Origin of the sequence: Bacillus sp. SH7-1, assembly GCF_008042405.1 — a bacterium.
GTDB lineage: Bacteria > Bacillota > Bacilli > Bacillales > Bacillaceae_G > Bacillus_A > Bacillus_A thuringiensis_N.
Genome location: NZ_QNUD01000003.1, coordinates 97,146 through 119,111, shown reverse-complemented (window position 1 = coordinate 119,111; position 21,966 = coordinate 97,146). Strand labels below are relative to the sequence as shown.

Genomic DNA, 21,966 nt, shown 5'->3' with positions numbered 1-21,966 from the left:
AGGAGAAAAGATATGCGCTCATGGATTCAGAACACAAAAAAATTATTACCTGATCTGCTACCTGTTATGCAAACGAGAATGCAAATTCTTCAATACATTAGGCTCATGCAGCCGATTGGAAGAAGAAACTTATCAGCAAGTCTCGGTATGACAGAACGAGTATTGCGAAGTGAAGTTCAAGTTTTGAAAGAACAAAACTTAGTTCACGTCGCTTCTTCTGGAATGACATTGACAGAAGAAGGAACAGCTTTAGTTCTTGCTTTGGAAGACTTTATGAAAGAAATTTCCGGGTTAAAGGTTTTAGAAAAGCAACTTAAGGAAACATTAGACTTGGATGAAGTTTTCGTTGTCCCTGGTGATAGTGATGAATCACCTTGGGTCAAACTGGAGATGGGCCGTGCTTGTGTGACTTGTATAAAAGACCGTCTGACAGCGAATAATATCGTTGCTGTGGCTGGAGGAACTACGCTAGCTGCTGCTGCGGACATGATGCAGCTTGATTGCAAAGATTTACATATGCTATTTGTCCCAGCGCGTGGTGGAATTGGAGAAGGTGTTGAGTTAGAAGCCAATACCATTTGTGCCAAAATGGCGCAAAATACGATGAGTAATTATCGCTTGTTGTATGTTCCAGACCATGTTAGTAGCGAAGCATATGCGTCTATTGTGACAGAGCCTTCCGTGAAAGAAGTTCTTGAGTTGATTCGATCTTCCAATATCGTCATTCATGGAATAGGTGATGCGTTAACAATGGCACGTCGCAGAAATACTTCAGAAGCAGATTGGTTAAAGATTCAGGCAAGCGAAGCAGTTGGCGAAGCTTTCGGTTACTACTTTAATGAACAAGGAAATGTTGTTCATAAAGTAAGAACAGTTGGTATGCAACTAGAGGATTTACAACATGTATCTCACGTTGTTGCAGTCGCTGGAGGTTCTTCAAAGGCAAAGGCAATACAGGCTGTAATTAAACAAGGGCACACTTCAATTCTAATTACAGATGAAGGTGCAGCAAAACAGTTAACAAAGGGTATTACCCTTTAATATAATCCCCCAAGGAGGAAATTCAAATGACTAAAATTGGTATTAATGGATTTGGACGTATCGGACGTAACGTATTCCGCGCAGCTCTTAACAACTCTGAGGTAGAAGTAGTAGCAATCAACGACTTAACAGATGCTAAAACATTAGCTCACCTTTTAAAATATGACACAGTTCACGGAACTTTAAATGCAGAAGTATCTGCTAACGAAAACAGCATCGTTGTTAACGGTAAAGAAATTAAAGTTATCGCTGAGCGTGACCCAGCTCAACTACCATGGAGCGACTACGGAGTAGAAGTAGTAGTAGAATCTACTGGTCGTTTCACTAAAAAATCAGACGCTGAAAAACACTTAGGTGGATCAGTTAAGAAAGTTATCATCTCAGCTCCAGCTTCTGACGAAGATATCACTGTAGTTATGGGTGTTAACCACGAACAATACGATGCAGCTAACCACAACGTAGTATCTAATGCTTCTTGTACTACAAACTGTCTAGCTCCATTCGCTAAAGTATTAAACGAAAAATTCGGCGTAAAACGCGGAATGATGACAACAATTCACTCTTACACTAACGACCAACAAATCTTAGACTTACCACACAAAGATTTACGTCGTGCTCGTGCAGCAGCTGAAAACATGATCCCAACATCTACTGGTGCAGCTAAAGCTGTAGCATTAGTATTACCAGAACTTAAAGGTAAATTAAACGGTGGCGCTGTACGTGTTCCAACTGCTAACGTTTCTCTAGTTGACCTAGTTGTTGAACTTGACAAAGAAGTAACAGTTGAAGAAGTAAATGCAGCATTCAAAGCAGCAGCTGAAGGCGAATTAAAAGGTATCCTTGGATACAGCGAAGAGCCATTAGTATCTATCGACTATAACGGATGTACAGCTTCTTCTACAATCGATGCATTATCTACAATGGTAATGGAAGGTAACATGGTTAAAGTACTTTCTTGGTACGATAACGAAACTGGTTACTCTAACCGTGTAGTAGACCTAGCAGCTTACATGACTTCAAAAGGTCTTTAATTCTTAATTATATAAGTTATCAATGACAAAACGAGGGAGAGGGTTTGTTCCCTCTCTCTCTTCTTTCGTTTTAAAAGCAAATGTGTTAAGCTTTTGAATGGGTTTTGTCAATCCTAACTAGTAGTCGGAGGGAAATCCAATGAACAAAAAATCAATTCGTGACGTAGATTTAAAAGGTAAGCGTGTATTTTGCCGCGTTGATTTCAACGTACCTATGAAAGAAGGCAAAATTACAGATGAAACTCGTATCCGTGCAGCTCTTCCTACAATTCAATATTTAGTAGAGCAAGGTGCGAAAGTTATTTTAGCAAGCCACTTAGGCCGTCCAAAAGGTCAAGCAGTAGAAGAATTACGTCTTACTCCAGTAGCAGCACGTTTAGGCGAGCTTCTTGGTAAAGATGTTAAAAAAGCGGACGAAGCATTCGGACCAGTTGCACAAGAAATGGTTGCAGCAATGAACGAAGGCGACGTATTAGTTCTTGAAAACGTACGTTTCTATGCGGGCGAAGAAAAGAACGATGCAGAACTTGCGAAAGAATTTGCAGCACTTGCTGACATCTTCGTAAACGATGCATTCGGTGCAGCTCACCGTGCTCATGCTTCTACAGCAGGTATCGCAGACTACCTACCAGCAGTATCTGGTCTATTAATGGAAAAAGAGTTAGATGTACTTGGTAAAGCACTTTCTAACCCAGAACGTCCATTCACAGCTATCATCGGTGGTGCGAAAGTAAAAGATAAAATCGGTGTAATTCGTCATCTATTAGACAAAGTAGATAACTTAATCATCGGTGGCGGACTTGCTTACACATTCGTTAAAGCTTTAGGTCATGAAATTGGTCTATCTCTATGTGAAGACGACAAGATCGAACTAGCTAAAGAATTTATGCAACTTGCAAAAGAAAAAGGCGTAAACTTCTACATGCCAGTTGATGTTGTAATCACTGAGGAATTCTCTGAAACTGCAACAACTCAAATCGTAGGTATCGACTCTATCCCTTCTAACTGGGAAGGTGTGGACATCGGTCCTAAAACACGTGAAATTTATGCAGATGTAATTAAAAATTCTAAGCTTGTTGTATGGAATGGACCAATGGGTGTATTCGAAATGACTCCATTCGCAGAAGGTACAAAAGCAGTAGGACAAGCATTAGCAGATGCAGAAGATACATACTCTGTTATCGGCGGTGGTGACTCTGCAGCAGCTGTTGAAAAATTCGGTATGGCTGATAAAATGAGCCACATTTCTACTGGCGGCGGTGCGTCATTAGAATTCATGGAAGGCAAAGAGCTTCCAGGTGTAGTTTGTCTTAACGACAAATAAGTAGCAGCCAAAGAAAAAGGACGGTGCAAAGCATGCGTAAACCAATTATCGCAGGTAACTGGAAAATGAATAAAACTCTATCAGAAGCAGTTAGCTTCGTAGAGGAAGTTAAAGGTCAAATCCCAGCAGCTTCAGCTGTTGATGCAGTAGTTTGCTCTCCAGCTCTATTCTTAGAGCGCCTTGTAGCAGCAACTGAAGGAACTGACTTACAAGTAGGTGCACAAAACATGCACTTCGAAAAAAATGGTGCATTCACTGGCGAAATTAGCCCAGTAGCACTTAGCGACTTAAAAGTAGGCTACGTAGTACTTGGCCACTCTGAGCGTCGTGAAATGTTTGCTGAAACAGACGAATCAGTAAACAAAAAGACTCTTGCAGCATTTGAACATGGTTTAACACCAATCGTATGTTGTGGTGAGACTTTAGAAGAGCGCGAAAGCGGAAAAACATTTGATCTAGTAGCAGGTCAAGTGACAAAAGCACTTGCAGGTTTAACAGAAGAGCAAGTTAAAGCAACTGTTATCGCTTATGAGCCAATCTGGGCTATCGGTACAGGTAAATCTTCTTCTTCTGCAGATGCAAATGAAGTATGTGCGCACATCCGTAAAGTTGTTGCAGAAGCTGTTTCTACAGAAGCTGCAGAAGCTGTTCGTATTCAATACGGCGGTAGCGTAAAACCAGAAAACATTAAAGAGTATATGGCACAATCTGACATCGACGGCGCTTTAGTTGGCGGTGCTAGCTTAGAGCCTGCTTCGTTCTTAGGTCTTCTGGGGGCGGTAAAATGAGAAAGCCAACAGCTTTAATCATCCTTGACGGTTTCGGACTACGTGAAGAAACTCACGGGAATGCTGTAGCACAAGCTAAAAAACCTAATTTTGATGGTTACTGGAACAAATTCCCTCATACAACGCTTACAGCTTGTGGTGAGGAAGTAGGTCTTCCGGAAGGTCAAATGGGTAACTCTGAGGTTGGTCACTTAAATATCGGTGCTGGCCGCATAGTATATCAAAGCTTAACACGCGTAAACGTTGCAATTCGTGAAGGTGAGTTCGATCAGAACGAAACGTTCCAAAATGCAATTAAAAGCGTAAAAGAAAAAGGTACTGCTCTTCATTTATTCGGTCTACTTTCTGACGGTGGTGTGCACAGTCACATGAACCATATGTTTGCTCTTCTTCGCTTAGCAGCAAAAGAAGGCGTGGAGAAAGTTTATATCCATGCATTCTTAGATGGCCGCGATGTTGGACCACAAACAGCAAAAGGTTATATCGATGCAACGAATGAAGTAATTAAAGAAACAGGAGTAGGACAATTCGCGACTATCTCTGGTCGTTATTACTCTATGGACCGTGACAAGCGTTGGGATCGCGTTGAAAAATGTTACCGTGCTATGGTGAATGGTGAAGGACCTACTTATAAATCAGCAGAAGAGTGTGTAGAAGACTCTTATGCGAACGGTATCTATGATGAATTCGTATTGCCGTCTGTAATTGTTAATGAAGATAACACGCCAGTTGCAACAATCAATGATGATGATGCAGTTATCTTCTATAACTTCCGTCCAGACCGTGCAATTCAAATTGCTCGTGTATTTACAAACGAAGATTTCCGTGAGTTCGATCGTGGTGAAAAAGTACCTCACATTCCTGAATTCGTTTGTATGACACACTTCAGTGAAACTGTAGATGGTTACGTGGCATTCAAGCCAATGAATCTTGATAACACTTTAGGTGAAGTTGTTGCGCAAGCGGGATTAAAGCAACTTCGCATCGCGGAAACTGAAAAGTATCCGCACGTTACATTCTTCTTTAGCGGTGGTCGTGAGGCTGAATTCCCAGGAGAAGAGCGTATCTTAATTAACTCACCGAAGGTTGCAACGTATGACTTGAAACCTGAAATGAGCATTTACGAAGTAACGGACGCTTTAGTAAATGAAATCGAAAATGATAAACATGATGTTATCATTCTTAACTTTGCAAACTGTGATATGGTTGGCCATTCTGGGATGATGGAACCAACAATTAAAGCAGTAGAAGCAACTGACGAATGTTTAGGAAAAGTTGTAGAAGCAATTCTTGCAAAAGATGGTGTAGCACTTATTACTGCTGACCATGGTAATGCTGATCAGGAGTTAACTGCTGATGGCGAGCCGATGACAGCTCATACAACTAACCCGGTTCCTTTCATCGTTACAAAAAATGATGTAGAGCTTCGTGAAGGTGGTATTTTAGGAGATATCGCCCCAACAATGCTTACGCTTTTAAATGTGGAACAACCGAAAGAAATGACAGGTAAAACAATTATTAAATAATTTGCTTATATAAAAAGGAGAGAATTTATTATGTCAACAATTATTGATGTTTATGCTCGCGAAGTCCTTGACTCTCGTGGTAACCCAACTGTAGAAGTAGAAGTTTACACAGAAAGCGGCGCTTTCGGACGCGCTATCGTACCAAGTGGTGCATCTACTGGTGAACACGAAGCAGTAGAATTACGTGACGGTGACAAATCTCGTTACCTTGGTAAAGGTGTTATGAACGCAGTAAACAACGTTAACGAAGCAATCGCTCCAGAAATCGTTGGTTTCGACGTAACTGACCAAGCTGGTATCGACCGTGCTATGATCGAATTAGATGGCACTCCAAACAAAGGTAAACTAGGTGCTAACGCTATCCTTGGTGTATCTATGGCAGTAGCTCACGCAGCAGCTGACTTCGTAGGTCTTCCATTATACCGTTACCTTGGTGGATTCAATGCAAAACAATTACCAACTCCAATGATGAACATCATCAACGGTGGTTCTCACGCTGATAACAACGTAGACTTCCAAGAGTTCATGATCTTACCAGTTGGTGCTCCAACATTCAAAGAATCAATCCGTATGGGTGCTGAAGTATTCCATGCACTTAAAGCTGTATTACATGACAAAGGTCTTAACACTGCAGTAGGTGACGAAGGTGGATTCGCTCCAAACCTTGGTTCTAACCGTGAAGCTCTAGAAGTAATCATCGAAGCTATCGAAAAAGCTGGTTACAAAGCTGGCGAGAACGTATTCTTAGGAATGGACGTTGCTTCTTCTGAGTTCTACAACAAAGAAACTGGTAAATATGACCTTGCAGGCGAAGGCCGTACTGGCTTAACTTCTGCAGAAATGGTTGATTTCTACGAAGAGCTTTGCAAAGACTTCCCAATCATCTCTATTGAAGATGGTTTAGACGAAAACGACTGGGATGGTCACAAATTATTAACTGATCGTATCGGTGATAAAGTACAATTAGTTGGTGACGATTTATTCGTAACTAACACTCAAAAACTTGCTGAAGGTATCGAAAAAGGTATCTCTAACTCAATCTTAATTAAAGTTAACCAAATCGGTACTTTAACTGAGACTTTCGAAGCAATCGAAATGGCTAAACGTGCTGGTTACACAGCAGTTGTATCTCACCGTTCTGGTGAAACTGAAGATGCTACAATCGCTGACATCGCAGTTGCAACTAACGCTGGCCAAATCAAAACTGGTTCTATGAGCCGTACGGATCGTATTGCTAAGTACAACCAATTATTACGTATCGAAGACGAGCTAGGCGAAGTAGCTGTTTACGATGGTGTAAAATCTTTCTATAACATCAAACGATAATTGTAGAAAATAACGACAGACCGTGAGAAATCACGGTCTGTTTTTTTATGTTAAAATTCTTCACCCGTCATAAGTGACATGAAATGTTTAAAGAAGCGGTTATAATCAAAATCAATGGCGATTTGATGACTCGGCCAATCAGTAAATGGTTTAGACTCTCCTAAAGAACGAAATTCCCCAATGCTTGTTCCTTGTGCATAGGATTCCGTCATGACAACAATAGGTGACTTATGATACGTAAACATAGAGTTATCAAATAAAGCGAGTATTGGCATGGTGTCATGAAAGGGACTTCCTTTTAAATGCGGTAGGGTATCTTTATAGTAGCCGTAGTAATAATGATCGAATAACGGTTTGACGAGTGGGGATTTTCCTTTCGCTTCAATGTATTCGGCCATTTCTGGTGTAATGACGGAGTACTGGGTGACGTTTAACGGGTATATGTACATGTTAGCTGCAGATTGAAGAACGATATTAGCGGCAGTAGGATCGCCATAAAAGTTTGCTTCCGAAATAGGAGTAACATTACCGGGATGTAAAAAGGCACCGCCCATTACGTAGTAAGATTTAATTTGCTTCATTAGCTGTTTACATAGGATGAATAAAATTGCGAGGGAGGTAAGTCTTCCTAAACTTACAATGATTAATTCATCTTTATACTGTTCAATAAGAGGAATAACTTCGAAAAAATTCTCCATTTCTCCGTTAGTCACATTCTCCTTTGGAATAATTGGCCCGAGTCCTTGTTTTCCATGGACATCCGTAAAGAAAGCTGGAGGGGCACCAGTAAGCGGTTGTTCTGAACCACCAAATACTTTAATATTTCTATTTTTTGTTTCGTGCTTAAGAAAATGAGCATTTTGTACGGCCATTTCTTTTGGAACATTGCCGTAATCAGCAACAATGCCGATGATTTCTATTTCATCGATAAAGAATGCTAAAAGGAGGGCCATCGCATCATCAATCCCAGGATCACAAAAAATAAGAACTTTTTTTGGCATATGTTCACCACCTATGTTGTTTGTTCCGTAAAAGCCCGATTGGTGAAAGGTTATTAAAGTTTCACTTTATATATATGTAAGTTTAAGGAGAAAAAGATTATTTTATTGAAATAACAACCTTATAAAATCAGAAAATAAAAACTTTTTGTATTAGGTCAAGGTTTTTGACTTAATTTTCACTCAGAAATCCAGTCATATCAAGGTTGTAAGCGTCAAACATAGGCTGTTTTTGCTGTCAAGTTGATAAATTGCAGCTTTTTACAATTTATACTATGATAAAGATATTAACAGAAGATCGTATAAACATGAGGGATGATGAACATGAAATTTACAAAGATTCTTGTCCAAATTGCTGCTCTTTACGTTTTTTATATGGTTGGAACTTGGGTGCAAGAAATGTTAAATATTCCAATTCCAGGAAGTTTGATTGGGATGTTCCTCTTACTTGTTTTACTTAGCCTAAAAGTTCTTCCAGTGAAATGGTTCGATTTAGGAGCAGAAACACTCGTTGCTATTATGCCGTTTTTATTAATTCCGCCAACGCTTGGCCTAATGAATTACGGTGCTTTTTTTATGAGTAAAGGAATTTCTCTTTTTATTACAGTTGTAGCGAGTACATTTTTAATTATTATTGTCGCAGGACATACAGGACAATATCTTGCGAATAGAAAGGAAAGAGAGTCGCGATGAGCCAAATATTAATCGGAATCGGTTGGGTTCTTTTTACGGTGCTATTATATCAATTATCTAAAAAAATCTATCAAGTATTTCCAACACCATTCACCATTCCAATGCTTGTAGCAACAGGATTAATGGCTTTCTTATTTATCGTGCTTGATATACCGTATCAACATTATATGGAAAGTGGTGGTGGCTGGATTGCAAAACTGCTGGGACCCGGTGTTGTAGCATTTGCAATTCCTCTTTATAAACAACGTCACGTTCTGCAAAAATATGTTGTGCCGATTGCCGGCGGGGTACTAGTAGGTACAACAGTTGCCATTGCAAGTGACTTTGCTATTGCATCACTTATGGGAACAGATAAAAGTTTGATTTTATCTTCTTTACCAAAATCGGTGACAATGCCAGTTGCAATGAGTGTTTCAGAGCAAGTTGGTGGTGTGCCGTCATTAACAGCAGCTTTCGTTGTTATTGCGGGTATTACTGGAACAATTACAGGACCGATTTTATTAAAATGGAGCCGCGTTACAAACTCAGTTGGTAAAGGTATCGGATTTGGATGTGCTTCTCATATTATGGGCGTTATGAGAGCGATGAAAAATAATGAACATGAAGGTGTTATTGGATCGGTAACAATGACATTAACTGCAATTTTGACATGTTTGCTCGGCCCATTATTTGCAATGATGTTTATGTAATAGAAGAAAAGCGAGAGCAACCTTATTGCTCTCGCTTTTCTATAGGATTTATGCTACAGTTACAATAACTGAATCTTTGTAGGAGGTACGCCAAGTGCATACGTTATTATCCGTTTTACTTATTATTGTATCGATTTTAATGATTGTTATGGTACTTATGCAGTCTAGTAATAGCTCAGGCCTTTCAGGTGCAATTTCAGGCGGTGCAGAGCAATTATTTGGTAAGCAAAAAGCACGTGGAATTGAAGCGGTATTAAACCGTATTACGATTGTTTTAGCTGTTCTATTCTTCGTATTAACAATTGCTGTTACGTACTTAAATTTATAGAATTGAAAGAAGAAGCGTTAGTAAGTTGTACTAATGGTTCTTCTTTTTTTATTTTGCCATTTGAAAGATGTTTCTAATTAGATTATAGAAATATAAATATGGTACACTAAGATATAGAAAGAATACGACTAGATTACAGAAGAGAAAGAGGAGAAGTACATGATGAAATTAGCATCTCCGAAACCATTTACATTTGAGGGTGGAGACCGCGCTGTTTTATTACTACATGGTTTCACAGGAAACTCAGCTGATGTACGTATGTTAGGGCGTTTCTTAGAGAAGAAAGGCTACACTTGTCATGCGCCAATTTATAAAGGGCACGGTGTACCACCAGAAGAGCTTGTTCATACAGGCCCTGAAGACTGGTGGCAAGATGTAACAGAGGCATATCAGCTTTTAAAAGATAAAGGCTTTGAGAAAATTGCTGTTGTTGGATTGTCACTTGGCGGCGTATTTTCTTTAAAATTAGGTTATACAGTACCGGTTTTAGGTGTAGTACCAATGTGTGCACCAATGTATATTAAGAGTGAAGAAACGATGTACCAAGGTATATTGGCATATGCCCGCGAATATAAAAAGCGTGAGCAAAAATCACCAGAGCAAATTGAACAAGAAATGTTGGAATTCCAACAGACACCGATGAATACATTAAAAGCATTACAACAATTAATTGCTGACGTACGTAACAATGTAGATATGATTTATGCACCAACATTTGTTGTACAAGCACGTCATGATGAAATGATTAATACAGATAGTGCTAACATTATTTATAACGGTGTAGAATCTACGTTAAAAGAAATTAAATGGTATGAAGACTCTACGCATGTCATTACACTTGATAAGCAACGTGACGAGCTACATGAGGATGTATATAACTTCTTGGAGCAACTAGATTGGTAAGATCTAGTTGCCTCTTTTTTTCATAAGGAATTTTTTGTGAAAACTGTAAAAATCATAAGGGGAGTATTGAAGTTTCGCTTTATACATCCCCTATCTTTCGGATACACTAAATAATATAAGGTTTTAAAGGAGGTATTTTTGCTTGGAAGAAATCACACAAGAACATATTGATAAGTTGTTATTATTTATGAGAGAAGAAGCGTATAAACCGCTAACGATACAAGAGTTAGAAGAGGCATTTGGAATTGAAGGTTCTGAGGGCTTTAAAGATTTTGTAAAGGCACTTGTAACGATGGAAGAGAAGGGACTTGTTATTCGTACTCGTAGCAACCGTTACGGTCTTCCTGAAAAGATGAATTTAGTACGTGGTAAGTTAATTGGACATGCACGTGGCTTTGCATTCGTTGTACCAGACGAGAAGAAAACGGGAGACGATGATCTTTTCATCCCACCTACAGAATTAAACGGTGCACTTCATGGCGATACAGTATTAGCACGCCTTAGTTCTCAATCAAGCGGTTCACGTCAAGAAGGTTCAATTGTACGCATTTTAGAGCGTGGAACGAAAGAACTAGTTGGTACATATACAGAATCGAAAAACTTTGGGTTCGTTATACCTGACAATAAGCGCTGGACGAGTGATATCTTTATCTTGAAAAGTGCATCAATGGGTGCTGTAGAAGGTCATAAGGTAGTTGTGAAAATTACGAGCTACCCAGAAAACCGTTTAAGTGCAGAAGGTGAAGTTATTCAAATTCTAGGTCATAAAAATGATCCAGGAGTAGATATTTTATCTGTCATTCATAAACATCATTTACCTTTAGCATTCCCTGAAGAAGTGATGGAGCATGCAAACAGTGTACCAGAAACGATTTCAGAAGAAGATTTAAAAGATCGCCGTGATTTACGTGATCAAATGATCGTAACGATTGATGGTGCAGATGCGAAAGATTTAGATGACGCTGTTACAGTAACGAAGCTTGAGAACGGTAACTACAAGCTTGGCGTTCACATCGCGGATGTAAGTCATTACGTTCAAGAAGGTTCTCCAATTGATGTAGAAGCAGCGGAAAGAGCGACGAGTGTGTATCTTGTTGACCGTGTAATTCCGATGATTCCACATCGTCTATCTAACGGTATTTGTTCATTAAATCCGAAAGTAGACCGTCTGACGTTATCTTGTGAAATGGAAATTAACAATTTAGGTGACGTTGTAAAGCATGAGATTTTCCAAAGTGTGATTAAAACGACAGAGCGTATGACGTATGCTGACGTAAGAAGCATTTTAGAAGATGAGGACGAAGAGTTAATTAAGCGTTATGAGCCATTAGTACCGATGTTTAAAGAGATGGGCCAATTAGCACAAATTTTACGTGAAAAACGTATGCGCCGCGGTGCAATTGACTTTGACTTTAAAGAAGCGAAAGTATTAGTAGATGAAGAAGGAAAACCGACAGATGTTGTCATGCGCGATCGTTCTGTATCAGAGAAGTTAATTGAAGAATTTATGCTTGTTGCGAATGAAACAGTAGCAGAGCACTTCCACTGGATGAACGTACCATTCATGTACCGTGTCCATGAAGATCCGAAAGAAGATAAGCTAGAGCGTTTCTTCGAGTTTGTAACGAACTTTGGATATGCGGTAAAAGGACGTGCGAATGAAGTACATCCTCGTGCGCTGCAACAAATTCTTGAAATGGTTCAAGGACAGCCTGAAGAAGTAGTCATTTCAACAGTAATGCTTCGTTCCATGAAGCAAGCTCGTTACGATGCGGATAGCTTAGGACATTTCGGTTTATCAACTGAGTTCTACACACATTTCACATCACCAATTCGTCGTTACCCAGATACAATCGTTCATCGATTAATTCGTGAATACATCATTAACGGTAAAGTCGACAATGAAACGCAAGCAAAATGGCGTGAAAAATTACCTGAGATTGCAGAACACTCTTCTAATATGGAACGCCGTGCTGTTGAAGCAGAGCGTGAAACAGATGAGATGAAAAAAGCAGAGTATATGGTTGATAAGATCGGTGAAGAGTATGACGGTATGATTAGCTCTGTAACAAACTTCGGTTTATTCGTAGAGCTTCCAAATACAATTGAAGGTCTTGTACACGTTAGTTATTTAACGGATGATTACTACCGTTATGACGAGCAACATTTCGCTATGATCGGAGAACGTACAGGAAACGTATTCCGCATTGGTGACGAAATTACAATTCGCGTTATTAACGTAAACAAAGATGAGCGTGCAATCGACTTTGAAATCGTTGGCATGAAAGGTACGCCTCGTCGTAAGTTCAAAGATCGCCCAGTCGTTATCGAACAGCCAAGAACAGGCAGAAAGAAACGCGGTGGACGTAGCGAGCGTAGTAATGAGCGCGGCGGAGAACGTGGCACAGGAAGAAAATTTGACCGTGGTGGCAAAGGTAAAAGCACAGGCAAAGGAAGAGGATCTGCATCCGCATCCACATCTACGTCTGCTAGCCAGTCAGGGAAAAAAGATGGTAACGGCAAGAAGAAAAAAGCATTCTTCGAAAATGTACCAGGATTCAAGAAGAAAAAGAAAAAGCGTAAGTAAGAAAAAGATGGCTTCGCTTTGATGAAAAGCGGGGCTTTTTCTTTTTTTATTGGTGGCTTGAGAGCGAGCCACTTTCGCTTTTTAGTAACATTTGTTACAATAGTAAAAATAGAGGAGGGACGTTATATGCCAAAAGGTTCAGGTAAGGTTATTGCACAAAATAAAAAAGCATTTCATGATTATTTCATCGAAGAAACATACGAAGCAGGGCTTGTCCTTCAAGGAACGGAAATTAAATCGATTCGCGCTGGACGCGTAAACTTGAAAGATGCGTTTGCACGTGTACATAATGGTGAAGTATGGGTTCATAATATGCATATTAGTACATACGAGCAAGGGAATCGTTTCAACCATGATCCGCTTCGCACGAGAAAGTTACTTCTTCATAAAAAAGAAATCGAGAAGTTAATGGGTGCTTCAAAAGAAACAGGATATGCACTAGTTCCAGTTAGAATCTATTTAAAAAATGGATTTGCAAAAATGGCACTTGGTTTAGCAAAAGGTAAGAAGCAATACGATAAACGTCACGATTTAAAAGAGAAAGAAGCTAAACGTGAAATTGCACGCGCGTTCCGTGATCGTCAAAAGATGTAATACAGATATTTACATTTGTAAAACGGCGCGCGTATGATATAATAACTTATGTAAGGTTGTTGCACATTGAAAAACAGCTCTTAGTAGCTATCACGATATTTTCTTCGTATGCTCCATTTTTATCATGGGGACGTTACGGATTCGACAGGGATAGTTCGAGCTTAGGTTGCGAGTCGAGGGGATCGGCCTCGTTAAAACGTCAAAGCCTATAATTGGCAAACAAAACAATCTTTCTTTAGCTGCTTAATTGCACTAAAGGTTCCTCCCTCCATCGTCCATGTGGTAGGGTAAGGGACTCAAACTAAGTGGACTACGCCGGAGTTCGCCGTCTGAGGACAAAGGAAGAGAACAACCAGACTAGCAACTTGGAAGCCTGTCGATAGGCCGAAGAGTTCGCGAAATGCTAATATATCGACTACACTCGTAGAAGCTTAAGTGCCGATATTTTTGGACGTGGGTTCGACTCCCACCGTCTCCACCAATACATATTTGGTGGTTTTTTTATTTTATTGTGATATGAACCATAAGTTTGCCGTTTCGGCAAGCTTATGGTTCTTTTTGTTTGCGGCAAACTTATGCTTCCAGGATTTGAAGAATATTTTTAGTGAAAAGAAGATCTGAACTGAAAGACGGATTAAGGAACTGTTGAGCGGCAATAAAGTTACTCCACTAAAGGGCCATATTGTGGTACTGTTAAGGAAAAGCGAGTAATTGCGTGCGTTGTACAAGGAGGGGTTGGGGTGAATGTAATTGCATGGTTGATCGTTGCTTGTGAAATAGGGTTTTGGGTTGTTATAACTTTAGGTCTGTTCACACGATATATCCTTAAGAAAAATAAATTAGGATTGTTTTTCCTAGCTTTAACACCTGTTATTGATTTAATTTTATTAGTTGTTACGGGTGTAGACTTGTATCGTGGTGCGACTGCTACCCAAGTGCATGCAATAGCTGCTGTTTATATTGGAATCTCAATCGCATTCGGTAGGAGTATGATTGAGTGGGCTGATATACGCTTTCAATATTATGTGATGAAACAAGGAGCGAAACCAGTTAAAAGATTTGGCATTGATTATGCGAAACACTACTTTAAAAGCTGGGGACAACATGTGCTTGCTTTTCTAATAGGTGCCGGAATTTTATTTGTCTTAATCTATTTCATTAACGATTCTTCTCGAACAGAAGTGTTGGCTGGCTTTCTAAAAGTATGGACACTTGTGTTAGGTATCGATCTTTTGATTGCCATAAGCAATTTTATTTGGCCGAAAAGGGAAAAAGGGTAACAATTTAATAATATCGCAATTGGGCGCGATTGTTGAGCAAACACAGGTAGAAAAATGATTAAACTTTTTTATGAAAAATTATTCACTAGCAACAAATAACCCAAGAATTTTGATCAAACTTTTTTCAAAATATTTGGTTTTTTCTATTGAAAAATCAATTTTTTTAGCATGCTTTTGATCAAACTTTATTACAAACCAACAGCATTCATGGCAAGCTTATGGGTTAATAATTAATCCACGGCGAAGGTATGTTTCCTTTTTCCTTAAATAATCAACTAAATCTCCTCAAAAACATGTGATTTCCGGCAAAGATATGCTTCCTTTAGCGGCAACTTTATGGGTAAAGTCACATTTTATGTGATTTGAACCATAACTTTTCCGTTCTGGCAAGGTTATGGTTCTTTTTATTTGCGGCAAACTTATGCTTCCGGGATTTGAAGAATATTTTTAATGTAGCTTTTAAATAAAGGCTATTCATTATCTATAAGGGGTTACTATATCATGGTTTTTATTCTTTAATTCCCTCCATTTATAATTTTAAATTTTGACCCATTGCAGAAATGTAAGATGATAATAAAGTTATTAAATTTTAAAAGCTCAAACAAGCATAACCCCGTTCTAAATTTAGGACGGGGTTAAAAATATAGTTGTTTCTGTAGTGTTTAAAGTAAGATATTTCATTACACTAAAAAGTGTAATTATAAAGTCATTTAAAAATCTAAGTTTTATTCAACAATAGCTGCTGTTTGTTGAAAAGAAAAAATATTACTTTTTGAAAAAAGTGATAACATATATTTCTTTCTCTTTGTTCAATTTAATCTTATTTTTCTAACAATAAGGCTATAGTTTGACTTCCTCCGTTGCCAGTTTCACCAGAAACATCATCGTAAATTTCTTTTACAGTAAACCCTACAGCAGTTACCTCTTCGATGAATAATTCTTTTGTGAAGAATTGATACCAAATGTTATAAGTTTCTATTTTATTATCGGTTACCACTGTTGTTTGTTCTAATGTTACTCTATCAGGATATTTAAGATTTCTGCCGATAGCTACATAGCAATCCTTTGACCAGAAACCACCATTTTCATTAATACTCCAATATTGTTCTTCCTTGAACTGATCAAATTTATTTTGAGAGAAAACATCCAATAACAACTTTCCACCTTTCTTCAGACTGTTCCAAATGTTGAAAAGTAATTTACTACGATTTTCAGGCGCAAGAGCACCATAATCACAATATATCAATAGGGCCAAGTCATAGATATTTGAATCATTTAATTCCAAATAATTTTCATAGCGATATTTAATATTATAATCTAACTTTTTTGCTTGTTCTTTAGCATAACGAATTGAGTTTTCAGAGAAGTCTATCCCTGTTACCGTATAACCTTTTCTAGCTAATCGCTCACTATAAAGACCTGGACCACAACCTAAGTCTAATACTTTTTGATAAGATTTTTTTGGAGCTATTTGTTGGATAAAATCAATAGATTTATCAATAAACGGAAAACTCCTACTAGCTCCTTCAGTATCAGGGCTTAAATGAGCTTCTAATAATTTTTTAGCAATATAAGGATCTTGCCAAAAAACATTATCAGTTTGTTCGAATCGTGAAGGTACCTGCAATTGATTTAATAAATTATTCATAAAAACTTCCTCCTAAAAATTTTTAAACACAAAAAACCGCAGAGCTTTACTCTGCGGTTAAAAAAGAGAATAAGTCCGTAGAGTAAAAAATCAAATGGGCATACCGAATAAACACATAAAAATGCGTATTTCAGTTTGCTTCAAATTGATTTATTTACTCTTTTCCAGTCATAACAAAGTTCGCGAAAATCAAACTTCTGCTATGCCGAACTTCTTCACCTATCCTTTTAGTGTTTTTATAAATATAGCAGACAATAAACTACGAGGTCAACTACTAGTTTAACCCATTATTCAATGGATATAGCCCAATTATTGAATAGAATGACTTTCATTTTTTAATAAATTTGTTATTTTTCAAACAACTTTATTTTAATTTAAAAAACTTTTTTGTCACTTTTTACCCTACTTCTATTATAGAACTTGTCTTATAAAAGTTCTAATGAATAAAATGATAAGGTTAAATGCCTCATGCTGATAATAGGTATTTTTTATTTGTCTCGTTATAACATTCACGGCAAGTTTTTGAGTTAATAATTAATCAACGGCAAAGATACGCTTCCTTTAGCGGCAAGCTTATGGTTCCAAAAATAAAAGGAGTATCTCTTGCCTAACAAGAGATACTCCTTTTATTTGTTTTTAATAATTATTTATTATTTTACACCTAATTTTTCTTTTGTTTTTGCAGGTAAATCTGATTTTTGTACTTCTTCATAAGATTTAACTTCTGTGTCTGGTATATCTGTTTTCTTTTCGTCCTCTTGTTTAATGTAAAGGCGTAAAAATGCATTTTCTTTCATTTTTTCATTATTTGGTTTTTGACTAGTGAAAGTAACTTTTTTTTCGTCTCCATCTTCACCATAAGTAGGTAAAGTATAGACACGTTTATTATCTTTGATCTCACCTTCACCTTGGATTTGAACGTAGTATTCTTCTGTACCAATTTTGCTTGGAGAAGATACATCACACCCTACCGCAAAGCTAGCGAATAGTGCAAGAGTAGCGCATGAAGCAAGTAATTTTTTCATATAAAAACTCCTCTATAAGTTATTTGTGTATTTAAACTGGACTAACTAATTATTAGTTTACAAGGAATAAATGTGTGCAAACATCGATGTATCTAACTGGAAACTTACACTTTTGTAAGGAACCCCTATTTTGAAATCTATCTATATAAAAAGTGATTTTTAATCATCTTGAATGATTTTAAATTTAAAGTAGTAATGAAGATATATTACATGAAAAGTTGTTGAGCGATTTTAATAACAGCAGCAACACCAGATAGTAAAACGAAACCGCCTAAGCAAGAAACAGTAACAATTTGGTTGAATAATAAGTCTTGGTTTTCTTTCATGAGAATTCGCTCCTTTAAGTGAGTTAATAATTTATAATTGCAATGAAAGTAAAAGTGTATATTATATGAAAAGTTGTTGAGCGATTTTAATAATAGCAGCAACACCAGTTAGTAAAATGGAACCGCCTAAGCAAGAAATAGTAACGATTTGGTTAAATAATAAGTTTTGGTTTTCTTTCATGAGAATTCGCTCCTTTAAGTGATTTGATAATTTATAATTGCAATGAAAGTAAAAGTGTATATTATATGAAAATGTATAGAGAAAAAGGAGGCAAAACCGGTGATTAAATTGGATGCGCCTAAGTCAGAAATAGTAGCGATTTGTTTAAATAATAGGTTTTGGTTATGAGAATTCGCTCCTTTAAGTGATTTGATAATTTATAATTGCAATGAAAGTAAAAGTGTATATTATATGAAAAGTTGTTGAGCGATTTTAATAACAGCAGCAACACCAGTTAGTAAAATGAAACCGCCTAAGCAAGAAACAGTAACGATTTGGTTAAATAATAAGTCTTGGTTTTCTTTCATGAGAATTCGCTCCTTTAAAAATGTTTTTATTGTTGATTGATTATCTACTTTTAGTTTATATAAAATGTAAGATTGGAAACATCGAAGTAACTAACGATTGGCTTACAGTATTGTAAGGAATCTTACAGAAGTATGAAAAAAGGCTATTCTATTGAAAGAATAGCCGGGGTCTTAAGTAGATGATTTTAGGAAGTTCTCTCATCTAACTTCATTTTTTTAATGAATTGTTTCGTTTCTGGATTTGTAAGGAGAAGTAAGCGGAATGATGTTCCACCGTAATAAACGCATTTCTTGATTTTAGTAACTATTGTCTGTTTTTGTGTAGGAGAAAGGTAATTGATATCATTTTCTTCTAACAAATAAATAACCTCTAACATATTCTTTTCTGCTTTTTGGGCGATACGATTAGATTTTAACTTTATATACATAAAATTAATGGTTGCCCCAATTGTATAAGGTAATAAAGCTAATTGAGCTTTCTTTTCTAAATTTGTTTTAAAATCATTCATATTAAAATTCGTTTCCCCACCAATTAGTACAGAAACATCTTGAATAAAAATAACGAGCAATAATAGTGTTGTTGCAATCATTGAATTGGATATGAAAAAAGCATTTTCTGTACGACTGAGTTGATAAGGAGGTCGTATCCATACAATTCCCATTTGGACAATAATTCCGATGAAAATTGTTAAGATGATAGAGAAGTTATCTAAAAGGTCAAAATGAGTTAAACTACCTATTGTTGATAATAAGCTAGTACTTATTATTGCTCCAGTGATTACTGAAGAGAGTATTAATAATATGGTCATTAATATATTTGTCCATTGTAGTGCAAGATAAAGGCTAGTTACTGTTACTGCACTTAGAAGTAAAATCATTTGCATCACATTAGAGAATAAGTCTGAAAAAGACGATGAGATGGATGTATTAATTTGTAATAAGCTATTGAAGCTCGATGCAGCGATAAGCAAGCTGTACAATATTTTTGTATAGCATTTGTAAATGTATCTACGATAAGGTAATTCTTTATGGGAGTCAAAGAGAGAAAAGAAATTTAATTCTTTTACCTTTTGATGTTCTTGTTTCATTTCAAAGTAAATGTTTTTAGCGAAATATAGATAAAGTAACATGACCATAAGCCAGCTAATATTAACGAGCCATAGCCCATAAGATCCCTTGAGGTTAAAGAGAACAGAAATAATTTTTGTTCCTATATACATATAAATAGCAATAAGAATAAATGCATTTGTTTTTTTTCTTAAGTTATAGGCAGAAAATTTTATGATTTGTTTGCTGAAGAAAAAATATAGAGAATTTCTTAGTAGTTGTTTCACATGCTGCAATAAAATAGCTCCTTTCGTTTATTCAATCAGTTGTTGAAATTTAAAATAGAATCAAGTGCATATATTAGTATAGTGGATAAATGATTAATATGGGATATAAAAAAGCTGATGACAGCATGTCACCAGCTTTTTATTATCTTTCTTTCGGAAGTACAATCCCTTTATACAATTGAATTGTAATTAAATAATAAACAGTATAGATCACTGCGAAAATTGCCAGTGGGATCCAAATACGGAAGTATGGGTCAACCACGATGACGGAGAACAGATTCATACCGACAATTACATGAGAGATGCCAATGGTAGCTGGGAATAAGAATACTAACAATAACTCCTTATAGATTGACCTCGCTAATAGCTCGCGACGTACTCCTATTTTACGCAACATTTGATAGCGCTTTGTATCTTTTGTTGCACCAGATAGAATTTTGAACATTAAACAACTTGCCATCATAGCTAAGAAAGCAATTCCTAAGAAGAAGCCCATAAAGACTGTACCACTTGTGAAAGTGTACATAAATTCGTAAAAGCTAAATTTACTATTCAACTGATCCTTAGTTATATCCTTATATTTTGCTAATTGTAATTGATCAAGTTCTTTCCATTCTTTCTTATACGTTGCATAATCATTAGTTTTTCCAATTACAACATATTGTTCTGCTGTTTTTATTTGATTGTACATCTTTTGATCTACAATTTTTATATGTTGTTGTTTGTATAAGTATTCAGGCTGTATTTCTTTGAATACATTCTTCCATTCTTCAGAAAGAGTAAGACCGTCAATTGTATCATTTTGACCTTTCTTTACAATTGCTCCGACTGGAAGTTCACTTGTAGTTCTTTCTACTTTACCGATTTTCTTTTGCTCAAATCCAATTTGAACGAGAGGTCGATCCTTTTCTAAGTCTTCTTTCAAGTAGTAAACAAATTGCTGGTCAACTTTGTAGCGATAATCCGCTTGTTCTTCAAATTTGATCTTTTTTAATACTTTTTTCTCATCTGCTGTTGGGTTGTGAATTGCTACATCATATAGGTAAGAAATATCAGTAGCTAGGCTAATATTGTTTTTAAAAGCCATTCCGCCAGCAATTGCCCCAACTGCAAGTGCAATTAACATTGCTACAGTTGCTAATACTTTCGTTAAATCATTTACTCGGAAGGTTAATTGAGCGAAAGTAAAAGAGTTTAATCCTTTTTCATTTAATGGCTTAATTTTTTTGAGTAATTTCATAGTTAGCGGTAATAAAGAGATGAAAATAAGATATGTTCCTAATGTCGTTGCTACTGTAGCGATAGGAAATCCAGCAAATGATAAAGTTTCTATGTTTATTAACGCTTTATATCCAATTGCTAATGAACCAGTACCAATTACTGATACAAAGAAAGTTTTGATTCCTTTTACTGAAGGTTTGTCTGTTTTCACCTCAGAATGAACCAGTTGTAATATTGTAATGCGAGATAGTTTCGCTGTATTCATAATGGCAGCTAAGAAAAACAGAATGAAGAAAAATATTACTGTTACACGAATAGATGGAATATAAAGAGCATGGTATCCATCGGAAGCAAACTCTAACTCTTTCATGAGAAGTTGTCCAATTCCTTTAGAAAGTCCAATACCGATTCCAATCCCAATAATAAGTGAAGTGATACCGATAGCTAAAGTTTCTATAAACATGAGCATTGTAATTTTATATTTTTTCGCACCTAACATCATATACATACCGAACTCTTTTTGCCTTAATGACAGTAAAAATGAATTCGCATATAAGATGTAGAAGAAGGTGATAGTCGCTAATAAAAATGAACCTATTTGAAAGATGATTCCAATAGTGCTAACCATTGCATTTGCTTTAATAAATGAATCATTCATCGCTAGTGTTTGGAACATATAAAAGATAGAAATGGACATAACAAGTCCAATTAATAAGACAATGTAATCTCTTATTTTACTTTTTAGTCCTGACATCGAAAGTTTGAGTAACATGTTG

General features: G+C 36.8%; 20 protein-coding genes and 1 other RNA gene. 14 read left to right on the top strand and 7 right to left on the bottom strand.

Features of this window, described 5'->3' with window-relative positions:
- Window positions 1-12 precede the first annotated feature (12 nt).
- The 6 genes from cggR to eno all read left to right on the top strand — a co-directional run bounded on the left by cggR (window position 13) and on the right by eno (window position 7,036).
- Entirely contained in the window at window positions 13-1,041 is a 1,029-nt protein-coding gene (cggR, locus tag DN390_RS01495; RefSeq protein WP_001258183.1) for a gapA transcriptional regulator CggR, read from the top strand.
- Between the two features lie 26 nt (window positions 1,042-1,067).
- A complete protein-coding gene (gap, locus tag DN390_RS01490; RefSeq protein ID WP_000161236.1) occupies window positions 1,068-2,072 on the top strand; it encodes a type I glyceraldehyde-3-phosphate dehydrogenase in 1,005 nt (334 codons plus the stop codon).
- Between the two features lie 139 nt (window positions 2,073-2,211).
- The gene (locus DN390_RS01485) at window positions 2,212-3,396 is read left to right on the top strand and encodes a phosphoglycerate kinase (RefSeq protein WP_001036332.1); all 1,185 of its coding nucleotides are present in this window, start codon (window positions 2,212-2,214) and stop codon (window positions 3,394-3,396) included.
- A 32-nt stretch (window positions 3,397-3,428) separates the two neighbouring features.
- A complete protein-coding gene (gene tpiA / locus DN390_RS01480) occupies window positions 3,429-4,184 on the top strand; it encodes a triose-phosphate isomerase (RefSeq protein ID WP_001231043.1) in 756 nt (251 codons plus the stop codon).
- Window positions 4,181-5,710, top strand: a complete 1,530-nt coding sequence (gene gpmI / locus DN390_RS01475) for a 2,3-bisphosphoglycerate-independent phosphoglycerate mutase (protein WP_098198240.1) — start codon at window positions 4,181-4,183, stop codon at window positions 5,708-5,710. Before tpiA ends, gpmI begins: the two co-directional genes overlap by 4 nt.
- A gap of 30 nt (window positions 5,711-5,740) precedes the next feature.
- On the top strand, window positions 5,741-7,036 hold the full coding sequence (gene eno, locus DN390_RS01470; RefSeq protein ID WP_060632838.1) for a phosphopyruvate hydratase: 1,296 nt from the start codon (window positions 5,741-5,743) through the stop codon (window positions 7,034-7,036).
- A 50-nt stretch (window positions 7,037-7,086) separates the two neighbouring features.
- Here eno and DN390_RS01465 read toward each other — a convergent pair whose 3' ends face one another.
- Window positions 7,087-8,037, bottom strand: a complete 951-nt coding sequence (locus tag DN390_RS01465; RefSeq protein ID WP_147806431.1) for a nucleoside hydrolase — start codon at window positions 8,035-8,037, stop codon at window positions 7,087-7,089.
- Between the two features lie 321 nt (window positions 8,038-8,358).
- Between DN390_RS01465 and DN390_RS01460 the strand changes: the two genes are divergently transcribed.
- The 8 genes from DN390_RS01460 (at window position 8,359) to DN390_RS01425 (ending at window position 15,108) form a co-directional block, all read left to right on the top strand.
- Window positions 8,359-8,727, top strand: coding sequence for a CidA/LrgA family holin-like protein (locus tag DN390_RS01460; protein WP_000673222.1), 369 nt, complete (start codon window positions 8,359-8,361; stop codon window positions 8,725-8,727).
- Complete coding sequence (locus DN390_RS01455) at window positions 8,724-9,416, top strand: LrgB family protein (RefSeq protein ID WP_147806430.1); 693 nt, start codon at window positions 8,724-8,726, stop codon at window positions 9,414-9,416. The genes DN390_RS01460 and DN390_RS01455 overlap by 4 nt, the downstream gene beginning before the upstream one ends.
- Window positions 9,417-9,510: 94 nt before the next feature.
- Window positions 9,511-9,744 (top strand): preprotein translocase subunit SecG, encoded by a 234-nt coding sequence (secG, locus tag DN390_RS01450; RefSeq protein ID WP_000557263.1) that lies wholly within the window; start codon window positions 9,511-9,513, stop codon window positions 9,742-9,744.
- Between the two features lie 162 nt (window positions 9,745-9,906).
- The gene (gene estA / locus DN390_RS01445) at window positions 9,907-10,647 is read left to right on the top strand and encodes a carboxylesterase (protein WP_179955724.1); all 741 of its coding nucleotides are present in this window, start codon (window positions 9,907-9,909) and stop codon (window positions 10,645-10,647) included.
- Window positions 10,648-10,789: 142 nt separating this feature from the next.
- A complete protein-coding gene (rnr, locus tag DN390_RS01440; protein WP_097950779.1) occupies window positions 10,790-13,234 on the top strand; it encodes a ribonuclease R in 2,445 nt (814 codons plus the stop codon).
- 126 nt (window positions 13,235-13,360) lie between these two features.
- On the top strand, window positions 13,361-13,828 hold the full coding sequence (gene smpB / locus DN390_RS01435) for an SsrA-binding protein (RefSeq protein ID WP_001123906.1): 468 nt from the start codon (window positions 13,361-13,363) through the stop codon (window positions 13,826-13,828).
- Between the two features lie 126 nt (window positions 13,829-13,954).
- Window positions 13,955-14,309: a transfer-messenger RNA gene (ssrA, locus tag DN390_RS01430) on the top strand.
- Between the two features lie 259 nt (window positions 14,310-14,568).
- Entirely contained in the window at window positions 14,569-15,108 is a 540-nt protein-coding gene (locus DN390_RS01425) for a hypothetical protein (RefSeq protein ID WP_147806428.1), read from the top strand.
- Between the two features lie 820 nt (window positions 15,109-15,928).
- Here DN390_RS01425 and DN390_RS01420 read toward each other — a convergent pair.
- The 6 genes from DN390_RS01420 to DN390_RS01395 form a co-directional block, all read right to left on the bottom strand.
- Window positions 15,929-16,756, bottom strand: coding sequence for a class I SAM-dependent methyltransferase (locus DN390_RS01420; protein WP_147806427.1), 828 nt, complete (start codon window positions 16,754-16,756; stop codon window positions 15,929-15,931).
- Window positions 16,757-17,406: 650 nt separating this feature from the next.
- Complete coding sequence (locus DN390_RS01415; protein ID WP_147806426.1) at window positions 17,407-17,781, bottom strand: YxeA family protein; 375 nt, start codon at window positions 17,779-17,781, stop codon at window positions 17,407-17,409.
- 206 nt (window positions 17,782-17,987) lie between these two features.
- Window positions 17,988-18,107: a DUF4027 family protein gene (locus tag DN390_RS01410; protein ID WP_000662454.1), complete on the bottom strand. Its 120-nt coding sequence runs from the start codon at window positions 18,105-18,107 to the stop codon at window positions 17,988-17,990.
- Window positions 18,108-18,515: 408 nt separating this feature from the next.
- The gene (locus DN390_RS01405) at window positions 18,516-18,635 is read right to left on the bottom strand and encodes a DUF4027 family protein (RefSeq protein WP_147806425.1); all 120 of its coding nucleotides are present in this window, start codon (window positions 18,633-18,635) and stop codon (window positions 18,516-18,518) included.
- Between the two features lie 185 nt (window positions 18,636-18,820).
- Entirely contained in the window at window positions 18,821-19,978 is a 1,158-nt protein-coding gene (locus tag DN390_RS01400) for an AcrB/AcrD/AcrF family protein (RefSeq protein ID WP_147806424.1), read from the bottom strand.
- Between the two features lie 133 nt (window positions 19,979-20,111).
- Window positions 20,112-21,962 carry an FtsX-like permease family protein gene (locus tag DN390_RS01395; protein WP_147806423.1) on the bottom strand — a complete coding sequence of 617 codons (1,851 nt, stop codon included), beginning with the start codon at window positions 21,960-21,962 and terminating at the stop codon, window positions 20,112-20,114.
- Between the last annotated feature and the right edge of the window lie 4 nt (window positions 21,963-21,966).